The sequence below is a fragment of the Azospirillum sp. Sh1 genome (assembly GCF_008365135.1).
GTDB lineage: Bacteria > Pseudomonadota > Alphaproteobacteria > Azospirillales > Azospirillaceae > Azospirillum > Azospirillum oryzae.
On record NZ_VTTK01000030.1, the window covers coordinates 14181 to 31084 of the forward strand.

General features: G+C 69.8%; 14 protein-coding genes. 12 read left to right on the forward strand and 2 right to left on the reverse strand.

The features are described from left to right. Positions 1 to 292: 292 nt before the first annotated feature. A complete protein-coding gene (locus tag FZ029_RS24305) occupies positions 293 to 727 on the reverse strand; it encodes a response regulator (RefSeq protein ID WP_109149693.1) in 435 nt (144 codons plus the stop codon). Between the two features lie 221 nt (positions 728 to 948). On the opposite strand from FZ029_RS24305, the gene FZ029_RS24310 reads away from it, so the two are divergent. Both FZ029_RS24310 and FZ029_RS24315 read left to right on the forward strand, forming a co-directional pair. Next, positions 949 to 3111 (forward strand): ATP-binding protein, encoded by a 2163-nt coding sequence (locus tag FZ029_RS24310; protein ID WP_149272303.1) that lies wholly within the window; start codon positions 949 to 951, stop codon positions 3109 to 3111. 136 nt (positions 3112 to 3247) lie between these two features. Beyond that, complete coding sequence (locus tag FZ029_RS24315; protein ID WP_149272304.1) at positions 3248 to 3856, forward strand: transcriptional regulator; 609 nt, start codon at positions 3248 to 3250, stop codon at positions 3854 to 3856. A gap of 31 nt (positions 3857 to 3887) precedes the next feature. Here FZ029_RS24315 and FZ029_RS24320 read toward each other — a convergent pair whose 3' ends face one another. Continuing rightward, the gene (locus FZ029_RS24320; RefSeq protein ID WP_149199448.1) at positions 3888 to 4391 is read right to left on the reverse strand and encodes a helix-turn-helix transcriptional regulator; all 504 of its coding nucleotides are present in this window, start codon (positions 4389 to 4391) and stop codon (positions 3888 to 3890) included. Between the two features lie 585 nt (positions 4392 to 4976). On the opposite strand from FZ029_RS24320, the gene fliF reads away from it, so the two are divergent. From fliF to FZ029_RS24370, 10 genes are read left to right on the forward strand one after another with little or no spacing between them, the layout of a single operon-like run. Next, entirely contained in the window at positions 4977 to 6638 is a 1662-nt protein-coding gene (fliF, locus tag FZ029_RS24325) for a flagellar basal-body MS-ring/collar protein FliF (RefSeq protein ID WP_149272305.1), read from the forward strand. A gap of 47 nt (positions 6639 to 6685) precedes the next feature. Then, positions 6686 to 7462, forward strand: a complete 777-nt coding sequence (locus FZ029_RS24330) for a FliH/SctL family protein (protein ID WP_149199450.1) — start codon at positions 6686 to 6688, stop codon at positions 7460 to 7462. Between the two features lie 34 nt (positions 7463 to 7496). Beyond that, positions 7497 to 7814 carry a flagellar motor switch protein FliN gene (gene fliN / locus FZ029_RS24335; RefSeq protein ID WP_085083374.1) on the forward strand — a complete coding sequence of 106 codons (318 nt, stop codon included), beginning with the start codon at positions 7497 to 7499 and terminating at the stop codon, positions 7812 to 7814. Beyond that, on the forward strand, positions 7814 to 8758 hold the full coding sequence (locus FZ029_RS24340; RefSeq protein WP_149272306.1) for a MotA/TolQ/ExbB proton channel family protein: 945 nt from the start codon (positions 7814 to 7816) through the stop codon (positions 8756 to 8758). Before fliN ends, FZ029_RS24340 begins: the two co-directional genes overlap by 1 nt. A gap of 4 nt (positions 8759 to 8762) precedes the next feature. After that, positions 8763 to 10322 carry a sigma-54 dependent transcriptional regulator gene (locus FZ029_RS24345; protein WP_149272307.1) on the forward strand — a complete coding sequence of 520 codons (1560 nt, stop codon included), beginning with the start codon at positions 8763 to 8765 and terminating at the stop codon, positions 10320 to 10322. Between the two features lie 40 nt (positions 10323 to 10362). Further along, the gene (gene flhA / locus FZ029_RS24350; protein ID WP_149272308.1) at positions 10363 to 12534 is read left to right on the forward strand and encodes a flagellar biosynthesis protein FlhA; all 2172 of its coding nucleotides are present in this window, start codon (positions 10363 to 10365) and stop codon (positions 12532 to 12534) included. A gap of 46 nt (positions 12535 to 12580) precedes the next feature. After that, positions 12581 to 13846, forward strand: a complete 1266-nt coding sequence (locus FZ029_RS24355; protein WP_149272309.1) for a GTPase — start codon at positions 12581 to 12583, stop codon at positions 13844 to 13846. Beyond that, positions 13843 to 14640 carry a MinD/ParA family protein gene (locus FZ029_RS24360; RefSeq protein WP_109149703.1) on the forward strand — a complete coding sequence of 266 codons (798 nt, stop codon included), beginning with the start codon at positions 13843 to 13845 and terminating at the stop codon, positions 14638 to 14640. The genes FZ029_RS24355 and FZ029_RS24360 overlap by 4 nt, the downstream gene beginning before the upstream one ends. Positions 14641 to 14661: 21 nt before the next feature. Further along, on the forward strand, positions 14662 to 16497 hold the full coding sequence (locus tag FZ029_RS24365; protein WP_149272310.1) for a hypothetical protein: 1836 nt from the start codon (positions 14662 to 14664) through the stop codon (positions 16495 to 16497). Further along, a complete protein-coding gene (locus FZ029_RS24370; protein ID WP_149272311.1) occupies positions 16494 to 16853 on the forward strand; it encodes a hypothetical protein in 360 nt (119 codons plus the stop codon). The genes FZ029_RS24365 and FZ029_RS24370 overlap by 4 nt, the downstream gene beginning before the upstream one ends. The last annotated feature ends 51 nt before the right edge of the window (positions 16854 to 16904 follow it).

Sequence of the window (16904 nt, forward strand, 5' to 3'; positions counted from 1 at the left end):
CAGGAAGGGAGGCGAAAGCGCCAGCGCCGGTTGAGGCCCGGCGAGCGGCATCGCATTTGGACGTAAGTTTCCTATGAATGAACTTTCGTCGTCCCCGCGACGGCGCGGATCCGGGAAACCGTCACGGAACGTTGCTCAACCGGATGGGTTCCCGCCCTCGCGGGAATGACGCGCCTCCTTGTGCAGGATCACATTTCCCAAATGCGATGACCCGGGGGGGGGGCGGCGGGAATCGGAAAGGAGGGCGCCGCCCTGCCCGTCGCCAATCCCCCGTCCTCAATTCCCGTCCGGGCTATTGCCGCTTCTGCATGACGAAGGTCAGGCGCTTCGTCAGATCGGCCTTCGACACCGGCTTCACCAGATAACCGGAGATGCCGTAGGCGATGGCGCGCTTCACCACATCCGCCTCGCGGTGGCCGGTCAGCACCAGCACCGGCAGGTCGGCCAGCGGGTTGCCGGTGGCGGTGCGCAGGGCGTGCAGCAGGTCCAGCCCGGTCATCCGCGGCATTTCCAGGTCGCAGATCGCCACGTCGACGTCCTCGCCGTTCTTGCGCAGGATATCGAGCGCCTGGACGCCGTCCGCCGCCTCGAACACCGTCCGCAGCCCGATGTCGTGCAGCAGCCGGTAGATCAGCTTGCGGGTGAAGTCGTCGTCCTCGACAAGAAGCACACCGAGATCGTGTATCGTCCGGACCTGGCGGGTCCGTCCACCTGCCTCCACCACCATGACGCTCTCCGCTCCGCCTATGTTCACCCGGACGCTGGCCGCGCGGCCGGACGACACAGTTTTCTGGAAGTATTGTTGCGCAGTCGTTAACGGAATCGCCATTGCCGGACCGCGGACACACCGATCCCGCCGACGGGGAATGGCAATCGGGCACACAACGTCCTATCCTTGCCACCCGCCGCAAGGCCAGCCCTTCCGAACCGATCAGGACCGCTCCTCCCTTGACCCCGCCGCCCGCCGCCCCCCTGTCCCCCTTCGGCAATTCGCCCGACGCGGCGATGCTCGCCGCCGTGGTGGAAGCCAGCGGCGGCGGCATCGCCGTGTCGGACGCCACGCTCCCCGGCCACCCCATCGTCTATTGCAACCGCGCCTTCCTAGAGATGGTCGGCTATGCGGCCGACGAGGTGATCGGCCGGGACGGCACCTTCCTGCACGGGCCGGCCACCGATCCGGAAACGGCGGCGGCGATCCGCACCGCCCTGGCCGAGGCGAGACCCTTGTCGGTGGAGGTGCTGAATTACCGCAAGGACGGCACCGCCTTCTGGAACGCGCTGAGCCTGCGGCCGGTGCTGGGGCCAGGGGGAGAGTCCGATGGAAGCGCGCGCTGGATCGCCGCCTCCTGCGCCGACGTCACCCACAGCCGCCGGTCGCAGGAGGAGTTGCGCGCCGCCGAGGAGCAGCTGACCAAGCTGGCGGCCGAGACCTTCGCCCTGGCCGAGAAGCTGGACGGCGCGCGGGAGGAGGCGGACGCCGCCCGCATCGCGGCGGAGAACGCCAGCCGCGCCAAGTCGCGATTCCTGGCGATGATGAGCCACGAGCTGCGCACGCCGATGACCGCGGTGATCGGCATGGGCGACCTGCTGATGGGCAGCGGGCTGAACGACCAGCAGAAGGCCTTCGTCAAGACGCTGCGCTCGTCGGCCGACACGCTGATGACGATCCTGAACGACGTCCTCGACTTCTCCAAGATCGAGGCGGGACAGCTGACCCTGGAAGAGATCGACTTCTCGCTGCCCCGGCTGGTGGAGGACGTGGTCCAGCTGTTCCTGGTGCGGGCGGCGGCCAAGGGACTGAGCCTGTCGGCCTCCATCGCCGAGGACACGCCGCGCCACATCCGCGGCGACCCGACCCGGCTGCGGCAGGTGCTGTACAATCTGGTGTCCAACGCCATCAAGTTCACCGACCGCGGCGCCATCGAGATCGCGGTGTGGTCGCCCGACCCGCCGGCCGGCCAGCTGGCCGACTCGGCAGCCGCCTCGGGCTTGCCGGACGACCCCGTCACCCTGCGGTTCGAGGTGCAGGACAACGGCATCGGCATGACGGCGGAGCAGCGCGCCCGCCTGTTCGACGCCTTCGTCCAGGCCGACGTGTCGACCAGCCGCAAATATGGCGGCACCGGGCTGGGGCTGGCGATCTGCAAGCGGCTGGTGGAGGCGATGGGCGGCGAGATCACCGTGACCAGCGCGCCCGGCCGCGGGTCCACCTTCCGCTTCTCGATCCGCAGCCGGCTGGCGGAGGCGCAGCCGGTCACCGACTTCGGTTCCCGGCCGGCCCTGTCGGCGGCCGACCTGCCGGAGCCGACGCGGGTGCCGCTGCGGCTTCTGCTGGCCGAGGACAACGACATCAACCGCATGCTGATCGTCGCCATGATGACCCGCATCGGCCATCAGATCGACGCGGTGGCCGACGGGCGGGCGGCGCTGGCCGCGGTCACGGCGGCCGATTACGACGCGCTGATCCTGGACATGGAAATGCCGGTGCTGGACGGCCGGTCGACGGCGCGGGCGATCCGCCGGATGGACGGGCCGGTGGCGCGCATCCCCATCGTCGGGCTGTCGGCCGACGCCCTGCCGGAGCATCGCGACGGCCATATGGCCGCCGGGCTGGACGCCTATCTGACCAAGCCGATCGACTGGGACCAGTTGAACGCCGTGCTGATCGATCTGGCGACCCGGCCGCAGGACGGGCGGGTGGTGCCGATGCCCAGCCGCCCGCCGGCGGAGGGCGGCCAGTTCTCGTCCCTGCCGCTGGTCGACCGGGTGAAGCTGGCGGAGTTGCGGCTGGCGCTGGGCGGCGAGGCGCTGGACGGCATGCTGCTGCTGCTGCCGGAGACGGCGTTGCGGGAACTGACGGCGATCCGCTCCGCCCTGCAGGCCGGCCGGCCGAAGGAGCTGAGGCAGGCGGCCCACACGCTGGCCGGGCTGGCCGCCAACTTCGGCGCCCCGCGCATGGCCGCCATCGCACGCGCCATCAACGACAGCCCGGCCGACACCGAGAAGGTCGCAGCATTGCTGCCCCTGCTGGAAACCACCGTCGCCGCCACCAGCAGCCTGGTGCGCGAACCGGCGGGAAGTATCCCCTCTCCCCCCCGGGGAGAGGGTTAGGGTGAGGGGGGCGCGTGGCGGCCCTCCTGCAAAAATCCACCCTGCGCATCCCCCTCACCCCGACCCTCTCCCCGGGGGGAGGGGGAGATTACGCGCGGTTGAGCGGCGCGGGACCGATCTGCTAGAGACTCGGGGCATGAAGAAAGCAACGCCGAAGCGGCGCGGCGGGTCGCCGCGCGTCACCCATCCCGACCAGTTCGATCTGCTCGACGTGCCCGAGCCGACGGCGGTGATGATCACCTATTCGGGCCGGACGGTGGATCTGGAGCGGCCGGATTTCGGCCCCTTCGACATCGAGGACATCGCCCGCCCCCTGGCCTACCAGTGCCGCTTCGTCGGCAACACCCAACGCTTCTTCAGCGTGGCCCAGCACTGCGTCCTGGCCAGCCGGCTGGCGCCGCAGGGCTATGCCTACGACGCGCTGATGCATGACTGCGAGGAGGCCTTCACCGGCGACTGGCCGACGCCGTGGAAGGTGCGGATCGGCCGCGACGCCATCCGGCAGGCGGTGGAGCCGATCAAGAGCGCGCTCGCCCTGCGCTTCGGCTTCCGCCATCCGGAGCCGAAGGCGGTCAAGCTGGCCGACCAGCGGGCGCTGGCGACCGAGCTGCGCGACCTCTGCGCGCCGCACCGCGTCAACTGGCGCGACCTGCCCGACCCGGACGAGGCCGCCATCGTGCCGCTCGGCCCGGAGGAAGCGATGGCCGATTTCCTGGAGCATTACCGGCGGCTGAAGCCGGCCTGAGACCAGCGGCCTGAGACTGCCGGCCTGGGGGTCAGGCGTGGCCGCCCTGCTCCGCCCGGCGGCCACGGCCGCGCTTGGGCGCCGGCGCCGCGCCGGAGGAGGCGCCGTCGGCCTGCTGCTCGGCACACCGCTCGGCAAGCTCGCGGATGGCCGCGCGGATCTGCGGATCGCGGATGCTCTGGAAATAGCGCGCCAGCATCAGCGCCTCGCGCGATTGCAGCGTGTTCTCCTGCTCCTCGCCGCCGCCGGTCGCCGGCATCTCGCCGCCCTCGCCCGCCTGCTGGCGATTCTCCAGCCCTTCGAAGAAGACGGAGACGGGCACGCGGAAGAACTGGCCCAGCTTGAACAGACGGCTGGAAGACACGCGGTTGAAGCCGCGCTCGTACTTCTGCAATTGCTGGAAGGTCAGCCCCAGTGCCGCGGCGACGTCGCTCTGGCTGAGGCCGGCGAGCATGCGCAGCTCCCGCAGGCGCTGGCCGACGAACACATCGACCTCGTTCAGGCCTTCCTTCTTTTCGCGCCCACGCCGTTTCATGGCTTTTCCCCTTCGATCCTGTACTGGCCCGTACTGGTCCCGGCAGCCGAATCCTCGCGACGCCATCCGGAACGCCTCCACTGGCGCCGAAGCTTAGGAACACGTCGCCGGGAAGACGAATCGGCCGATCGCGGGGACGGAATGCAACTCAGCTATGACCGAGAGCTGCCGATGTCAACCGTGGCTGGACCAGTTACCTCTTTTGGGCAGGTGGGTTTTCGCGGGAACCGGCCGGTAGGTCATAGGACCGCACTCATTTCGCGCATTGAGCGGTATCGTCCTACCCACAGTCGCGTCTGCCGGGCGGCTCCGTCCACGCCCGGAAGCGGCTGCGGCATTGTGACCCGAGGTTGCGGCCGAAGCCGTTGCACAGCCGCCGCAGGGCTGCAACATTTGCGGGGCACTAGGCATATTTTGCCGGGCGCCCGGCAAAAACTGCCGCCGATTAACCCTCTCTTCATCAAGACGCCGCAGCATGCCCCGACATAGGCATGCCCGGCGCGGAACTTGCACAAACCGTCTCGCAATCGCGAAACGGAGACGTGTGGAGAGTATGCCGGGAAGACTTCCGATCGGGGACCGCGCGTGAACAACCTGCTGCAGACCTTGCGCAATCTCGGACCCGCACGCCTTGCGGCGATCGGCGGTGTCGGGCTGCTGCTGATCGGATTCTTCGTCTATCTGACCACCCGGCTGTCCACGCCGGAAATGGAGCTGCTCTATTCCGACCTCCAGCAGTCGGAGGCGGCGGCCATCGCCAAGAAGCTGGAGGAGGCCAAGGTCCCCTACAGCGTCGACAAGTCGGGCACCAAGATCACCGTTCCCGCCGATCAGGTCGGGCCGATGCGCATGCGCATGGCGGCCCAGGGCCTGCCTTCGGGCGGATCGGTGGGCTACGAGCTGTTCGACAAGGGCGAGGGGTTCGGCGCCACCAGCTTCATGCAGAACATCAACCACCTGCGCGCGCTGGAAGGCGAGATGGCGCGCACGGTGCAGACGCTGAACGGCGTCATGCAGGCCCGCGTCCATCTGGTGCTGCCCAAGCGCGAGCTGTTCGCCCGCCAGCAGAACCCGGCGACCGCCAGCGTCTTCCTGAAGCTGCGCCCCGGCGCCAAGCTGAGCCGCGAGAACATCCAGGCGATCCAGCAGCTGATCGCCGCCTCCGTCCCCAACCTGGACCCCAACCGCATCTCCATCGTCGACGACAAGGGCAACCTGCTGGCGCGCGGCACCGGCAGCGACACCGCCGAAGCGATGATGGCGAGCGCGGAGGAGAAGAAGCAGGCCTATGAGGGGCGGATGGCCCGCACCATCGAGGATCTGCTGGGCCGGACGCTGGGCTACGGCAAGGTCCGGGCCGAGGTGTCGGCCGACCTCGATTTCGACCGCATCACCACCCAGTCGGAAATCTTCGATCCGGAAAGCCAGGTCGTCCGCTCGACCCAGACCGTCAACGAATCGAACGAGAGCAGCGACCGCGACCCGCTGGCCCCGGTGACGGTGGACCAGAACCTGCCCACGGCGCAGGCCAGCAGCAGCGCCAGCCCGCTGTCGTCCAACAAGTCGTCCCGCGCCGAAGAGACGATCAACTACGAGATCACCAAGACCACCAAGTCGCATGTCCGCGAGGCGGGTCAGGTGCGCCGCATGTCGGTCGCCGTTCTGGTCGACGGCACCTATCAGACCAACAAGGAAAACGGGCCGACCTACCAGCCGCGCAGCGAGCAGGAGATCGAGAGCATCAAGGCGCTGGTGCGGTCCGCCGTCGGGCTGGACGCCGTGCGCGGCGACTCGCTGGAAGTGGTGAACATGCGCTTCTGGTCGCCCGACGACGACGTCCAGAAGCCGGAAGAGCTGTTCATGGGCATGACCAAGGACGACCTGTTCCGCATCGCGGAGATGGTCGTGCTGGGCATCGTCGCCGTCCTCATCATCCTGCTGGTCATCCGCCCGCTGATCTCCCGCGCCTTCGAGAAGGCGGAGATGCAGGAGGAGGACGAGATGGACCGCCTGCTGACCGATCAGGCCGGCATGCCGGCCGCGCTCGCCGCCCCCACCGGCGCGCTGGCCCAGGATCTGGCGCTGGAAGCGGCGCAGGCCGACGAGGAACTGGAGCAGATGATCGACATCAACCGGGTGGAAGGCCGCGTCCGCGCGTCCTCCCTGCGCAAGGTCGGCGAGATCGTCGACAAGCATCCGGAAGAGGCGGTCTCCATCCTGCGCAACTGGCTGTATCAGGAGAGCTGAGCGATGCCGGCCTCCGTTTCCACTGACTTCGGGGAAGGACCGCGGCGATGAGCGTGCGCAAATTCCTCTTCGACGAGTCCTTCGACGTGGACGCCGTCCCCCGCATGACCCATGTGGAGGACGACGACCTGCTGCCCGAGGACGAGCTGTCGGCCCATCCGGAACCCGAACCGGAGCCGGAACTGCCGCCCGCCCCCACCTTCGGCGAGGAGGAACTGGCCGCCGCCCGCGCCCAGGCCTATGAGGAGGGCATGGCCGCCGGCAAGTCCGAAGGGACCGCCGCCGGCTACGGCAAGGGCTTCACCGACGGCATGGCCGCCGGCCAGAACACCGGATACGAGCGCGGCAAGGCGGAGATCGAGGCGACGGTGAACAACCGCATCGCCAACGCCCTGTCGCAGATCGCCGACGGGGTGCAGCGGCTGCTGGCGGAGCGCGAGGCGGGCAACGCCGCGCGCGGCGAACAGCCGGTCCATCTGGCGCTGGCCATCGTCCGCAAGCTGCTGCCGGAATGGGCGCGGCGCGGCGGCATGGTCGAGGTCGAGGGGATGGTCCGCACCTGCCTGACCGACCTGATCGACGAGCCGCGGCTGGTCATCCGGGTGGCGGAGGACACGATGGGTCTGGTGCGCGACCATCTGGACGAAACGGTGGGCGCGCGCGGTTTCGGCGCCAAGCTGATGGTGATCGGCGACCCGTCGATCGCCCCCGGCGGCTGCCGCATCGAATGGGCCGAGGGCGGCATGGAGCGGGACACCGCCCAATTGCTGGCCGAGATCGAACGCCGTGCCGCGCACATGCTGGAGGCTCCGGCCCCCGTCTAAGGGGTGTCCGGAATGAAGGAGGTCCAAGACCGACATGCCGAGCGACAATTTCTCGCTGAACGATCTGCAGGGTGGCGACGGCGACGACTATGCCAGCCCCGGAATCACCAAGGATCTGGAGGCGGTGTACGACATCCCCGTCCAGATCTCCGCGGTGCTGGGCAAATCGACCATGCAGGTGGCGCAGCTGCTGAAGCTGGGCCGCGGCGCGGTGGTGGAGCTGGACCGCAAGGTCGGCGAGGCCATCGACATCTACGTCAACAACCGCCTGGTCGCCCGCGGCGAGGTGGTGGTGGTGGAAGACCGGCTGGGCGTGACGATGACGGAAATCATCAAGTCGGACCGGGGCTGATGGCGGTTTCGTCCGACAGCACCGCGTCCCGTGCGAAGGCGACCCCGGCCGGCGGCTCCCGTGCCGCGGCCCAGGGCGAGCCGGCCGCCGCCAACACCGGCGCCCATACCGGAGCGGCCGCGCCGGGGCGGAGCGTGCGGCTGCGCGGCGGGCTGGACGTGGCGACGCTGGTCGGGCTGGCCGCCGCCGCCGCGGTGATCCTGATCGCCATCACCACCGGCGGCTCGGCCCGCGCCTTCCTCGATCCGCCGTCGCTGTTGATCGTGCTGGGCGGGACGCTGGCGGTCACCACCGCCTCCTTCTCGCTGGGCGACGTCGCGGTGGCCTGGAGGAACGCGGCGGCGGTGCTGGTCCACCAGACGCTGGACCCCAAGGGCGTGGCGCGGCAGGTGATCCTGCTGGCCGAGGCCGCCCGCCGGGCCGGGCCGGAGACCCTGCGCAACGTCCTGCCGGAACTGCGCGGCGAACCTTTCCTGCATCGCAGCGTCACCCTGATCACCGAGGGGCTGCCGCCCGACGCCATCGAGCGGATGCTGACCGGCGAGGTCGAGGCGACCGCCGGCGGCCACGGCAAGAGCGCCGGCGTGCTGCGCCGCGCCTCGGAAGTGGCGCCGGCCATGGGGCTGATCGGCACGCTGGTCGGTCTGGTGCAGATGCTGGGCAGCCTGAGCGACCCGTCGGCCATCGGGCCGGCGATGGCGCTGGCGCTGCTGACGACCTTCTACGGGGCCGTGCTCGGCAACGTCGTCCTCGCCCCGCTCGCCGCCAAGGTGGAGCGGGCGGCGGAGGAGGACGCGCTGGTCAAGACCCTCTATACCATCGGCGCCGTGTCCATCGCGCGCCAGGAGAATCCGCGGCGTCTGGAGATGCTCCTGAACGCCGTCCTGCCGCCTGGAAAGCGGATCCAGTATTTCGACCGGGAAGCCCCGAGAGTGGGAGCGTAAGGCTATGCGTCTGCTGATCGTTGGAACGTTGGAAGGCTACATCACCGCCGCCGGCAAGATCGCCATGAAGCGGGGGGCCAAGGTGTCGCACACCGACAGCATCGAAGGGGCGCTGAACGCCTTGCGTAGCGCCGCTGGCGCCGATCTGGTGATGATCGACGTCAAGCTGGACATCGCCACCTTCATCGACAGCCTGAAGGCGGAGCGGATCACCATCCCGGTGGTCGCCTGCGGCATCGGCACCGATGCGGCCGCCGCCGTGCGCGCCATCCGCGCCGGGGCCAAGGAGTATCTGCCGCTGCCGCCCAATGCCGAGCTGATCGCCGCGGTGCTGGAGGCGGTGGCCGAGGAGAGCCACTCCATCGTCTGCAGCGACCCCGCCATGCTGGCGACCCTGCGGCTGGCCGAGCAGGTGGCGCCCAGCGACGCGTCGGTGATGATCACCGGCGAGAGCGGCACCGGCAAGGAGCTGATGGCCCGCTTCATCCACCGCAAGAGCCGCCGGTCCAACGAGGCGTTCGTCGCGGTGAACTGCGCCGCCATCCCGGAGAATCTGCTGGAATCGGAGCTGTTCGGGCATGAGAAGGGCGCCTTCACCGGCGCCGTCGCCCGGCGTCTCGGCAAGTTCGAGGAGGCCAACAACGGCACCCTGCTGCTGGACGAGCTGTCGGAGATGCATCCGCGCCTGCAGGCCAAGCTGCTGCGCGCCATCCAGGAGAAGGAGATCGACCGCATCGGCTCCAGCCAGCCGGTGAAGGTCAATGTCCGCCTGATCGCCACCTCCAACCGCAATCTGGAGGCGGAGGTCCGCTCCGGCAATTTCCGCGAGGATCTGTATTTCCGCCTGAACGTGTTCAGCGTGGCGATCCCGTCCTTGCGCGAACGCCCGGCCGACATCCCGATGATCGCCGAGCATTTCCTGAAGAAGTACGCGGAGGCCAACGGGCTGGGCGACAAGCGCCTGACCGAGGACGCGATGCTGATGCTGAAGTCGCATCACTGGCGCGGCAACGTGCGCGAGCTGGAAAACACCATGCACCGCGCCGTCCTGCTGTCGCGCGGCGAGGAGGTCGGGCCGGAAGCGATCATGCTGACCAGCAAGCTGCTGGCCCCGGAAGGCAGCGCCCAGGCCTCCATCCCCAGCGATTCGCCGGTCGCCAACCCGTTCGCCGGACCCGGCGGCTCGGTGCCGGCCGCGCCGTCACAGCCGCAGCAGCCGTCAGCCCCGCTGGTGGTTCCGCCGCCGGGCGCCCTGCCGAACAGCTACGGCCCGCCGAAGGGCGGCAAGCCCGGTCCCTATGGCATGGCGGCCAACAGCAGCGCGGCGGCAGCAGCCAGCGCCGGGACCAGCGGCGCCGGTCTGGCGGCGCTGATCGGCCGCACGGTGGCGGACGTCGAGCGCGACCTGATCCTGGAGACGCTGACGCACTGCCTGGGCAACCGCACCCATGCCGCCAACATCCTGGGCATCTCGATCCGCACGCTGCGCAACAAGCTGAAGCAGTACGGCGACGAGGGCCGCAGCGTGCCCACCCCGGGCAACGACGAACGGGCGACGGCCTGACTCCCGTCCGGGACCGGGGACCTGAGCGGCGGGAGCATCCATGGCGCTGACGGAGCATAATGGTGGCGGCGGGGGCGGCGGTCCCGGCAACATGGCCGCCTTCGGCGAGATGTGGGCGGTCACCAAGGCGTCGCTGAAGCGCGGCGACGTGGCGATGGCCATCGGCATCCTGATCGTCGTGGTCGGCCTGATCATGCCGCTGCCCAGCGTCATGCTCGACATGATGCTGGGGCTGAACGTCACCATCTCCATCCTGATCCTGATGGTGGTGCTGTTCATCGAGAAGCCGCTCCAGCTGTCGTCCTACCCGACGATCCTGCTGATAACCACGCTGCTGCGCCTGTCGCTGAACATGGCCTCGACGCGCCTGATCCTGACGCAGGGGCATGAGGGCACGTCGGCCGCCGGCCATGTGATCGAGGCCTTCGCCAGCCTGGTCATGGGCGGCGATTTCGTCATCGGCGTGATCATCTACGCCATCCTGACCATCGTGAACTTCAAGGTCATCACCGCCGGTTCGGGCCGCATCGCCGAAGTGGCGGCGCGTTTCACCCTCGACGCCATGCCCGGCAAGCAGATGGCCATCGACGCCGACCTGTCGGCCGGCATGATCGACGAGGGCACGGCGCGGGCGCGGCGCAAGGAGCTGGAGGACGAAAGCGCCTTCTTCGGCTCGATGGACGGTGCGTCGAAGTTCGTGAAGGGCGACGCCGTCGCCGGCCTGATGATCATGTTCATCAACATCATCGGCGGCGTCACCATCGCGGTGCTGCGCCACGACATGCCGGTGATGACGGCGCTGGACACCTTCACCAAGCTGACCATCGGTGACGGTCTGGTGTCGCAGATCCCGGCGCTGGTGATCTCGATCTCCGCCGGCTTCCTGGTGTCGAAGGCCGGCATGGGCGGCTCGACCGACAAGGCGGTGGTCGGGCAGCTGACCGGCCACAGCCAGGCGCTGGCCCTGTCGGCCGGCGCCATCGGCGTGCTGGCCCTGCTGCCGGGCATGCCGATCCTGACGCTGGCCCCGGTCATCGGCGCCGTGGGCTTCGCCGCCTGGTACATGCCGCGCCTCCGCGCGAAGAAGGAGGCGGAAGAGGCTGCGGCGGCGGAGGAAGCGGCGGCGGGCGGCGGCGCGGCGGGCGGCATGCCGGGTGCCGGGCCGGCGCCGGACGAACCGATCGCCACCGCGCTCGCCATCGACCTGATCCGGCTGGAGCTGGGCTATGGCCTGCTGTCGCTGATCAACCAGCCGCAGGCGGGGAGCCACCGGCTGACCGACCAGATCAAGGGGCTGCGCCGGCAGATCGCCGGCGAGGTCGGCTTCGTCATGCCGGCGGTGCGCATCCAGGACAACCTGCAGCTTCCGCCCAACACCTACATCATCCGCGTGAAGGAGATCGAGGCCGGGCGCGGCGACATCCGGCCCAACATGCTGCTGGTGATGGACCCGCGCGGCGACGCCATGAGCCTGCCCGGCGAACAGACGGTGGAGCCGACCTTCGGCCTGCCCGCCATCTGGATCGAGCCCGGCTATCGCGAGGAGGCGCTGTTCAAGGGCTACACCGTGGTCGACCCGTCGACCGTGGTGACCACCCACCTGACCGAGCTGATCAAGGACAACATGCCGGAGCTGCTGTCCTTCACCGAAACGCAGAAGCTGCTGGACGAGACCGACAAGGAACACCAGAAGCTGATCGCCGATGTGGTGCCCAGCCAGATCACTGTGGGCGGATTGCAACGGGTGTTGCAGAATCTCCTTGCCGAACGGGTTTCGATCCGGGATCTTCCCACCATATTGGAAGGGGTATCCGAAGCGACCAGCCAGACCCGCAGCATCACCCAGATCACCGAGCATGTGCGGTCCCGCCTTGCCCGGCAGATTTGCGACGCGAACACGAACGAGATGGGCTTCATCCCGCTCGTCACCCTGTCGCCCGAATGGGAGCAGGGGTTCGCCGAATCGCTGGTGGGCGACGGCGACGACCGGCAGCTGACGATGGCCCCGTCCCGCCTGCAGCAGTTCATCACCTCCGTCCGTCAAACCTTCGAGCGACATGCCATGATGGGCGAGAGCCCCGTACTGCTGACCAGCCCGCTGATCCGGCCCTTCGTCCGCTCCATCGTCGAGCGGTTCCGTCCGGCGACCGTGGTCATGTCGCAGAACGAGATCCACCCGAAGGCCCGCATCAAGACCCTGGGGCAGATCTGATGGCGCGTGCCCGTCCCCACCCCTTACCTGACGGAAGGCGCTGCCGATGCGGCTGAAGTCCTTCCACGCCAAGACCATGTCCGACGCCATGCGGATGGTGCGCCAGTCGCTGGGCGACGACGCCATCATCGTCGCCACGCGCGAGGAGGAAGGCGGCGGCGTGCGCGTCACGGCGGCGGTGGAAGAGGACGACCTGCCGCCGGCTCAATCCTCCGGCAACGCACGCGGCGGCCGGGGCAAGGCGCCGCCCAAGCCGGTCGAACCCGAGATCGACGTGGGCGAAGTGGTGGCCGACGCCCTGCAGCGCCATGGCGTGCCGGCCGCGCTGGCCGAACAGCTGATCGACGCGGCATCGGGGCTGGACACCGAGGACCCGCGGCTGGCGCTCGGCTCGGCCCTCGATTCCGTCTTCACCTTCAACCCGCTGCCCGACGGCCGGTCGCCGGTGAAGCCGCTGGCGCTCGTCGGGCCGCCGGGCTCCGGCAAGACGCTGGTCGCGGCCAAGCTGGCGGCACGGGCGGTCTTCCGCAAATGCTCGGTCGGCGTCATCACCACGGACACGGTGCGGGCCGGCGGCGTCGACCAGCTGGCCGCCTTCACCCGGCTGATGAAGCTGAAGCTGGCGACGGTGGAGGACCCCGACGCGCTGGCCGGCGCCTTCGAGGTGCATCGCCGCACCGACCTCGTGCTGGTCGACACCGCCGGGCGCAATCCATTCGACGCCGACGACATGCAGGACCTGCGCGCCCTGCTGTCCGCCGGCGACGTCGAGCCGGTTCTGGTGCTGCCGGCCGGGCTGGACGCGATGGAGGCCGCCGACATGGCGCTGGCCTTCAAGGCGGTCGGCGTGCGGCGCATGCTGGTGACCCGGCTGGACATCGCGCGCCGGCTGGGCAGCGTCCTGGCCATCGCCGCGCGCGCCCGGCTGTCCTTCTGCGACGCCAGCATCTCGTCCAAGGTGGCGGAGGGGCTGACGGCATTGAACCCGCTGGCGCTTGCCCGCATGATGATCCCGGCCGAGGAAAAGGCCCCCGCCGTCAAGGAGCCGGCGCCGCGCCGCGCCGCCCGCACCGCGGAGTGGGACGAGGACGACGACGGGCAGGCGGATCAAGAGCCGGATCATACGCCCGAGCGCAAGCCGAAGTTCGGGCGGGGCTATGAACCGGAAGAGGATGAGCCGGAGATGGAACCGGCACCACCGCCGCCACCACCGCGCAGGGCCGCCGCCGCCAAGCCGACGAAACCCGCATCTGCAAAACCCGCAACCAAGGCTAAGGCCGCCAGTTCCCCCTCGTCGAGGACCCTGCCATGACCGATCCGGTGTTCCCGGCCGCCCTCAAGAACGTTCGCCCGCTGCGCGGCGCCAACGTCATCGCCGTGGCCAGCGGGAAGGGCGGCGTCGGCAAGACGTGGTTCTCCATCACGCTGAGCCACGCCCTGACCAAGGCGGGCATGAACACCCTGCTGTTCGACGGCGATCTGGGCCTTGCCAACGTCGACATCCAACTGGGCTTCTCGCCCAAGAACGACCTGGGCGCCGTCATCAACGGCGAGGTGACGCTGGCCAAGGCGGCGCAGCGCTTCCCCGACACCGGATTCGACATCATCGCCGGCCGGTCGGGATCGGGCACGCTGGCGCAGCTGCCGAGCCAGCGGCTGTCGGGCCTGCGCAACGATTTGCTGGAACTGGCGAAGAGCTATGACCGGGTGGTGATGGACATGGGCGCCGGCGTCGACCGCACGGTGCGCACCCTGTCGGGTCCTGCCGGCACCACGCTGGTGGTGACGACGGACGAGCCGACCTCGCTGACCGACGCCTATGCCTTCATCAAGCTGACCCACGCCACCAACCCGTCCGCCGACCTGCGGATCGTGGTGAACATGGCGCAGAGCGTGAAGGACGGCGAACGCACCTACGGCACCATCCTGAAGGCCTGCCAGAACTTCCTGAAATACAAGCCGGCGCTGGCGGGCATCATCCGCCGCGACCTGAAGGTGCGCGACGCCATCCGCAACCAGACCCCGCTGCTGACCCGCTCGCCCTCCAGCGACGCGGCCCGCGACGTCGAGGCGATCGTGCAGCGGCTGCTCGCCAGCGCCAAGTAACGGCCGGGAGTAACGGCAAGAATGGGCGGGGCGATCCCACCGTCGGTCACGCCTGCCGCCGCCACCGCCGCGGCAGCCCCCGCCGCGCCCACCCCCGTTACGGCCGAGGCCACGGTCGTCCAGCTTCCCGAACGGCTGCCGGAGGTCACCCGCCCGGTGGTGCTGACCGGCACCGTCGCCGGCCAGACGCCGGAGGGGCTGACCCGCGTGCGCACGGCGGCGGGCGAACTGCTGCTCGACAGCGCGGCGGAACTGCCGCCGGACAAGCAGATCACGGTGCAGATCACGCCGGGCAATACGGGTTCGCCCACCACCGCTTTGCCGGCCAAGCCGACTGCATTGATCCTGCTGCAATCCTTGGGGAATCCGGCCGCGCCGCAAACCGGCGGGACGGTGCCGACCCCGGCGGCCGGAAGCGGAGCGGCGCCCGCCGTCCTGCTGCCCACCCCGACAGCGGCGACGGTCCCGACCAACCTTCCGCCGCTGCTGCCGGGCACCGTCGTGCCGGCGCTGGTGCTGGCCGGCGGGTCGGGCGCCAAGCCATTGGCTCCCGCCGCGACGCCGTCGCAGGGCACGCCCGCCACGCCGGCTGCGGGCACTCCCGGCCCCGCGAAGCCCGAGGCTCCGGCTGGCGGAACGCCTGCCGCACCGATGACCGGTTCGCCGACACCCTCCCCGACGATGGGCGGCGGCAGCGCCACCTTCGGCACGCCGGTCCAGTTGGGCGGCGACGCTGCCCATCCCGGCGCCGAAACGCCGACGATGCCGAACCAGCCCGGCGAGACCGCCGGCAATCCCGAGCCGCCCGACCTGCCACGCGGTGCCACGGTGGCACTGAAAATCCTGACCGTCACCCCGCCGCCGCAACAGCCGCGCCCGCCCGGCGATCCGGAGGCCGGCGGACGCAACGGGCAGGCCGGCAACCAGCCGGGCCAGCAATCCGGCGGGCAGTCAACCCCACTGCCCCTGCCTTCGCCGGACGAAGCGGCGCTGCCGCCCGACACGCCCATCCTGCGGGGCACGGTGGCCGGCAGCACGCCGCAGGGGCAACCGATCCTGGCGACAAAGCAGGGCATGCTGGCGCTGAACGTCCCGGCCAGCCTGCCGCCGGGGGCCAAGGTGACGGCGGCGCTGGCCGATCTCGCCCAGGCGACCCAGGCGGCGGCCCCCACCCTGCCCGGCCCGCCGGGACCGCTGGACGGGCGCGACTGGCCGGCCATGCGGCAGTTGATGGCGACGCTGGCGGCGGCCGATCCGGCGCTCGCCAAGTCGATGCTGGCGACGATGCCGCAGCCGAACCGCAAGCTGACCGCCGCGATCGGCTTCTTCCTGGCGGCGATGCGCGGGGGCGACGCGGCGGGCTGGCTGGGCGACGATGCGGCCTCCGCCCTGGACAAGGCGGGGCGCCGCGACCTGCTGGAGCGGCTGGAAAAGGATTTCGACGGTCTGCGCCGCGACGCGGCGGAGCCGCTGCCGGGCGACTGGCGCAGCTACACCATCCCGCTGATGGACGCCAACGGGCCGAAGCCGATCAAGCTGCATGTCCATCCGCTGAAGGAGGACGAGGAGGGCGGCGGCAAGGAACGGTCCAAGCCGGGCAGCCGCTTCGTCATCGATCTGGACCTCAGCCGCTTCGGGCCGATGCAGTTGGACGGTCTGGTGCGGCCCAACCATTTCGACCTGATCCTGCGCAGCCACGCCGCCCTGCCGCCGGATTTGCGGGTGGAGCTGATCCAGGTCTTCGCCGACAGCGTGCGGGCCGTCGGCTACACCGGCGGCCTGTCCTTCCAGTCGGGGGCGCGCAGCTGGGTGAAGCTGACCCGCGCCGGGCAGGCCGGCCTGGGCGTGTCGGCATGAGGCGCGAGCGTCTGTCCACCCGCCCCTCCCCCGACGCCCGCCACGACTTTTTGGTGGAGTTGCGCGGCGAGCCGCTGCCGGGGGTGCGTCTGACCCTGCGGCTGGTGCCGGATCTGCTGGTGCCCGATCCGGCATCGGTCGTGACCTATCTGGCGGAGTTCGCCGGATACGCCGATGGTCTGGAGGCGCTGGCCGTCGCCATCCTGGACGACTTCAATAACGAGCTGGTTCCGCGCTGGGTCGAGGTGGCGGTGGAGAGCGACACGCCCCTTCCCCACCGCGTGGTGATCGAGGACCGGCAGCCGACCTGGGACAATCCGCGCATGTTCCCCCTTTCGCTCCGGGGGGCGGGGTGACAATCACCCTCTCCCGCCCCGGGAGAGGGAGGGGACCCGCGCCGAAGGCGC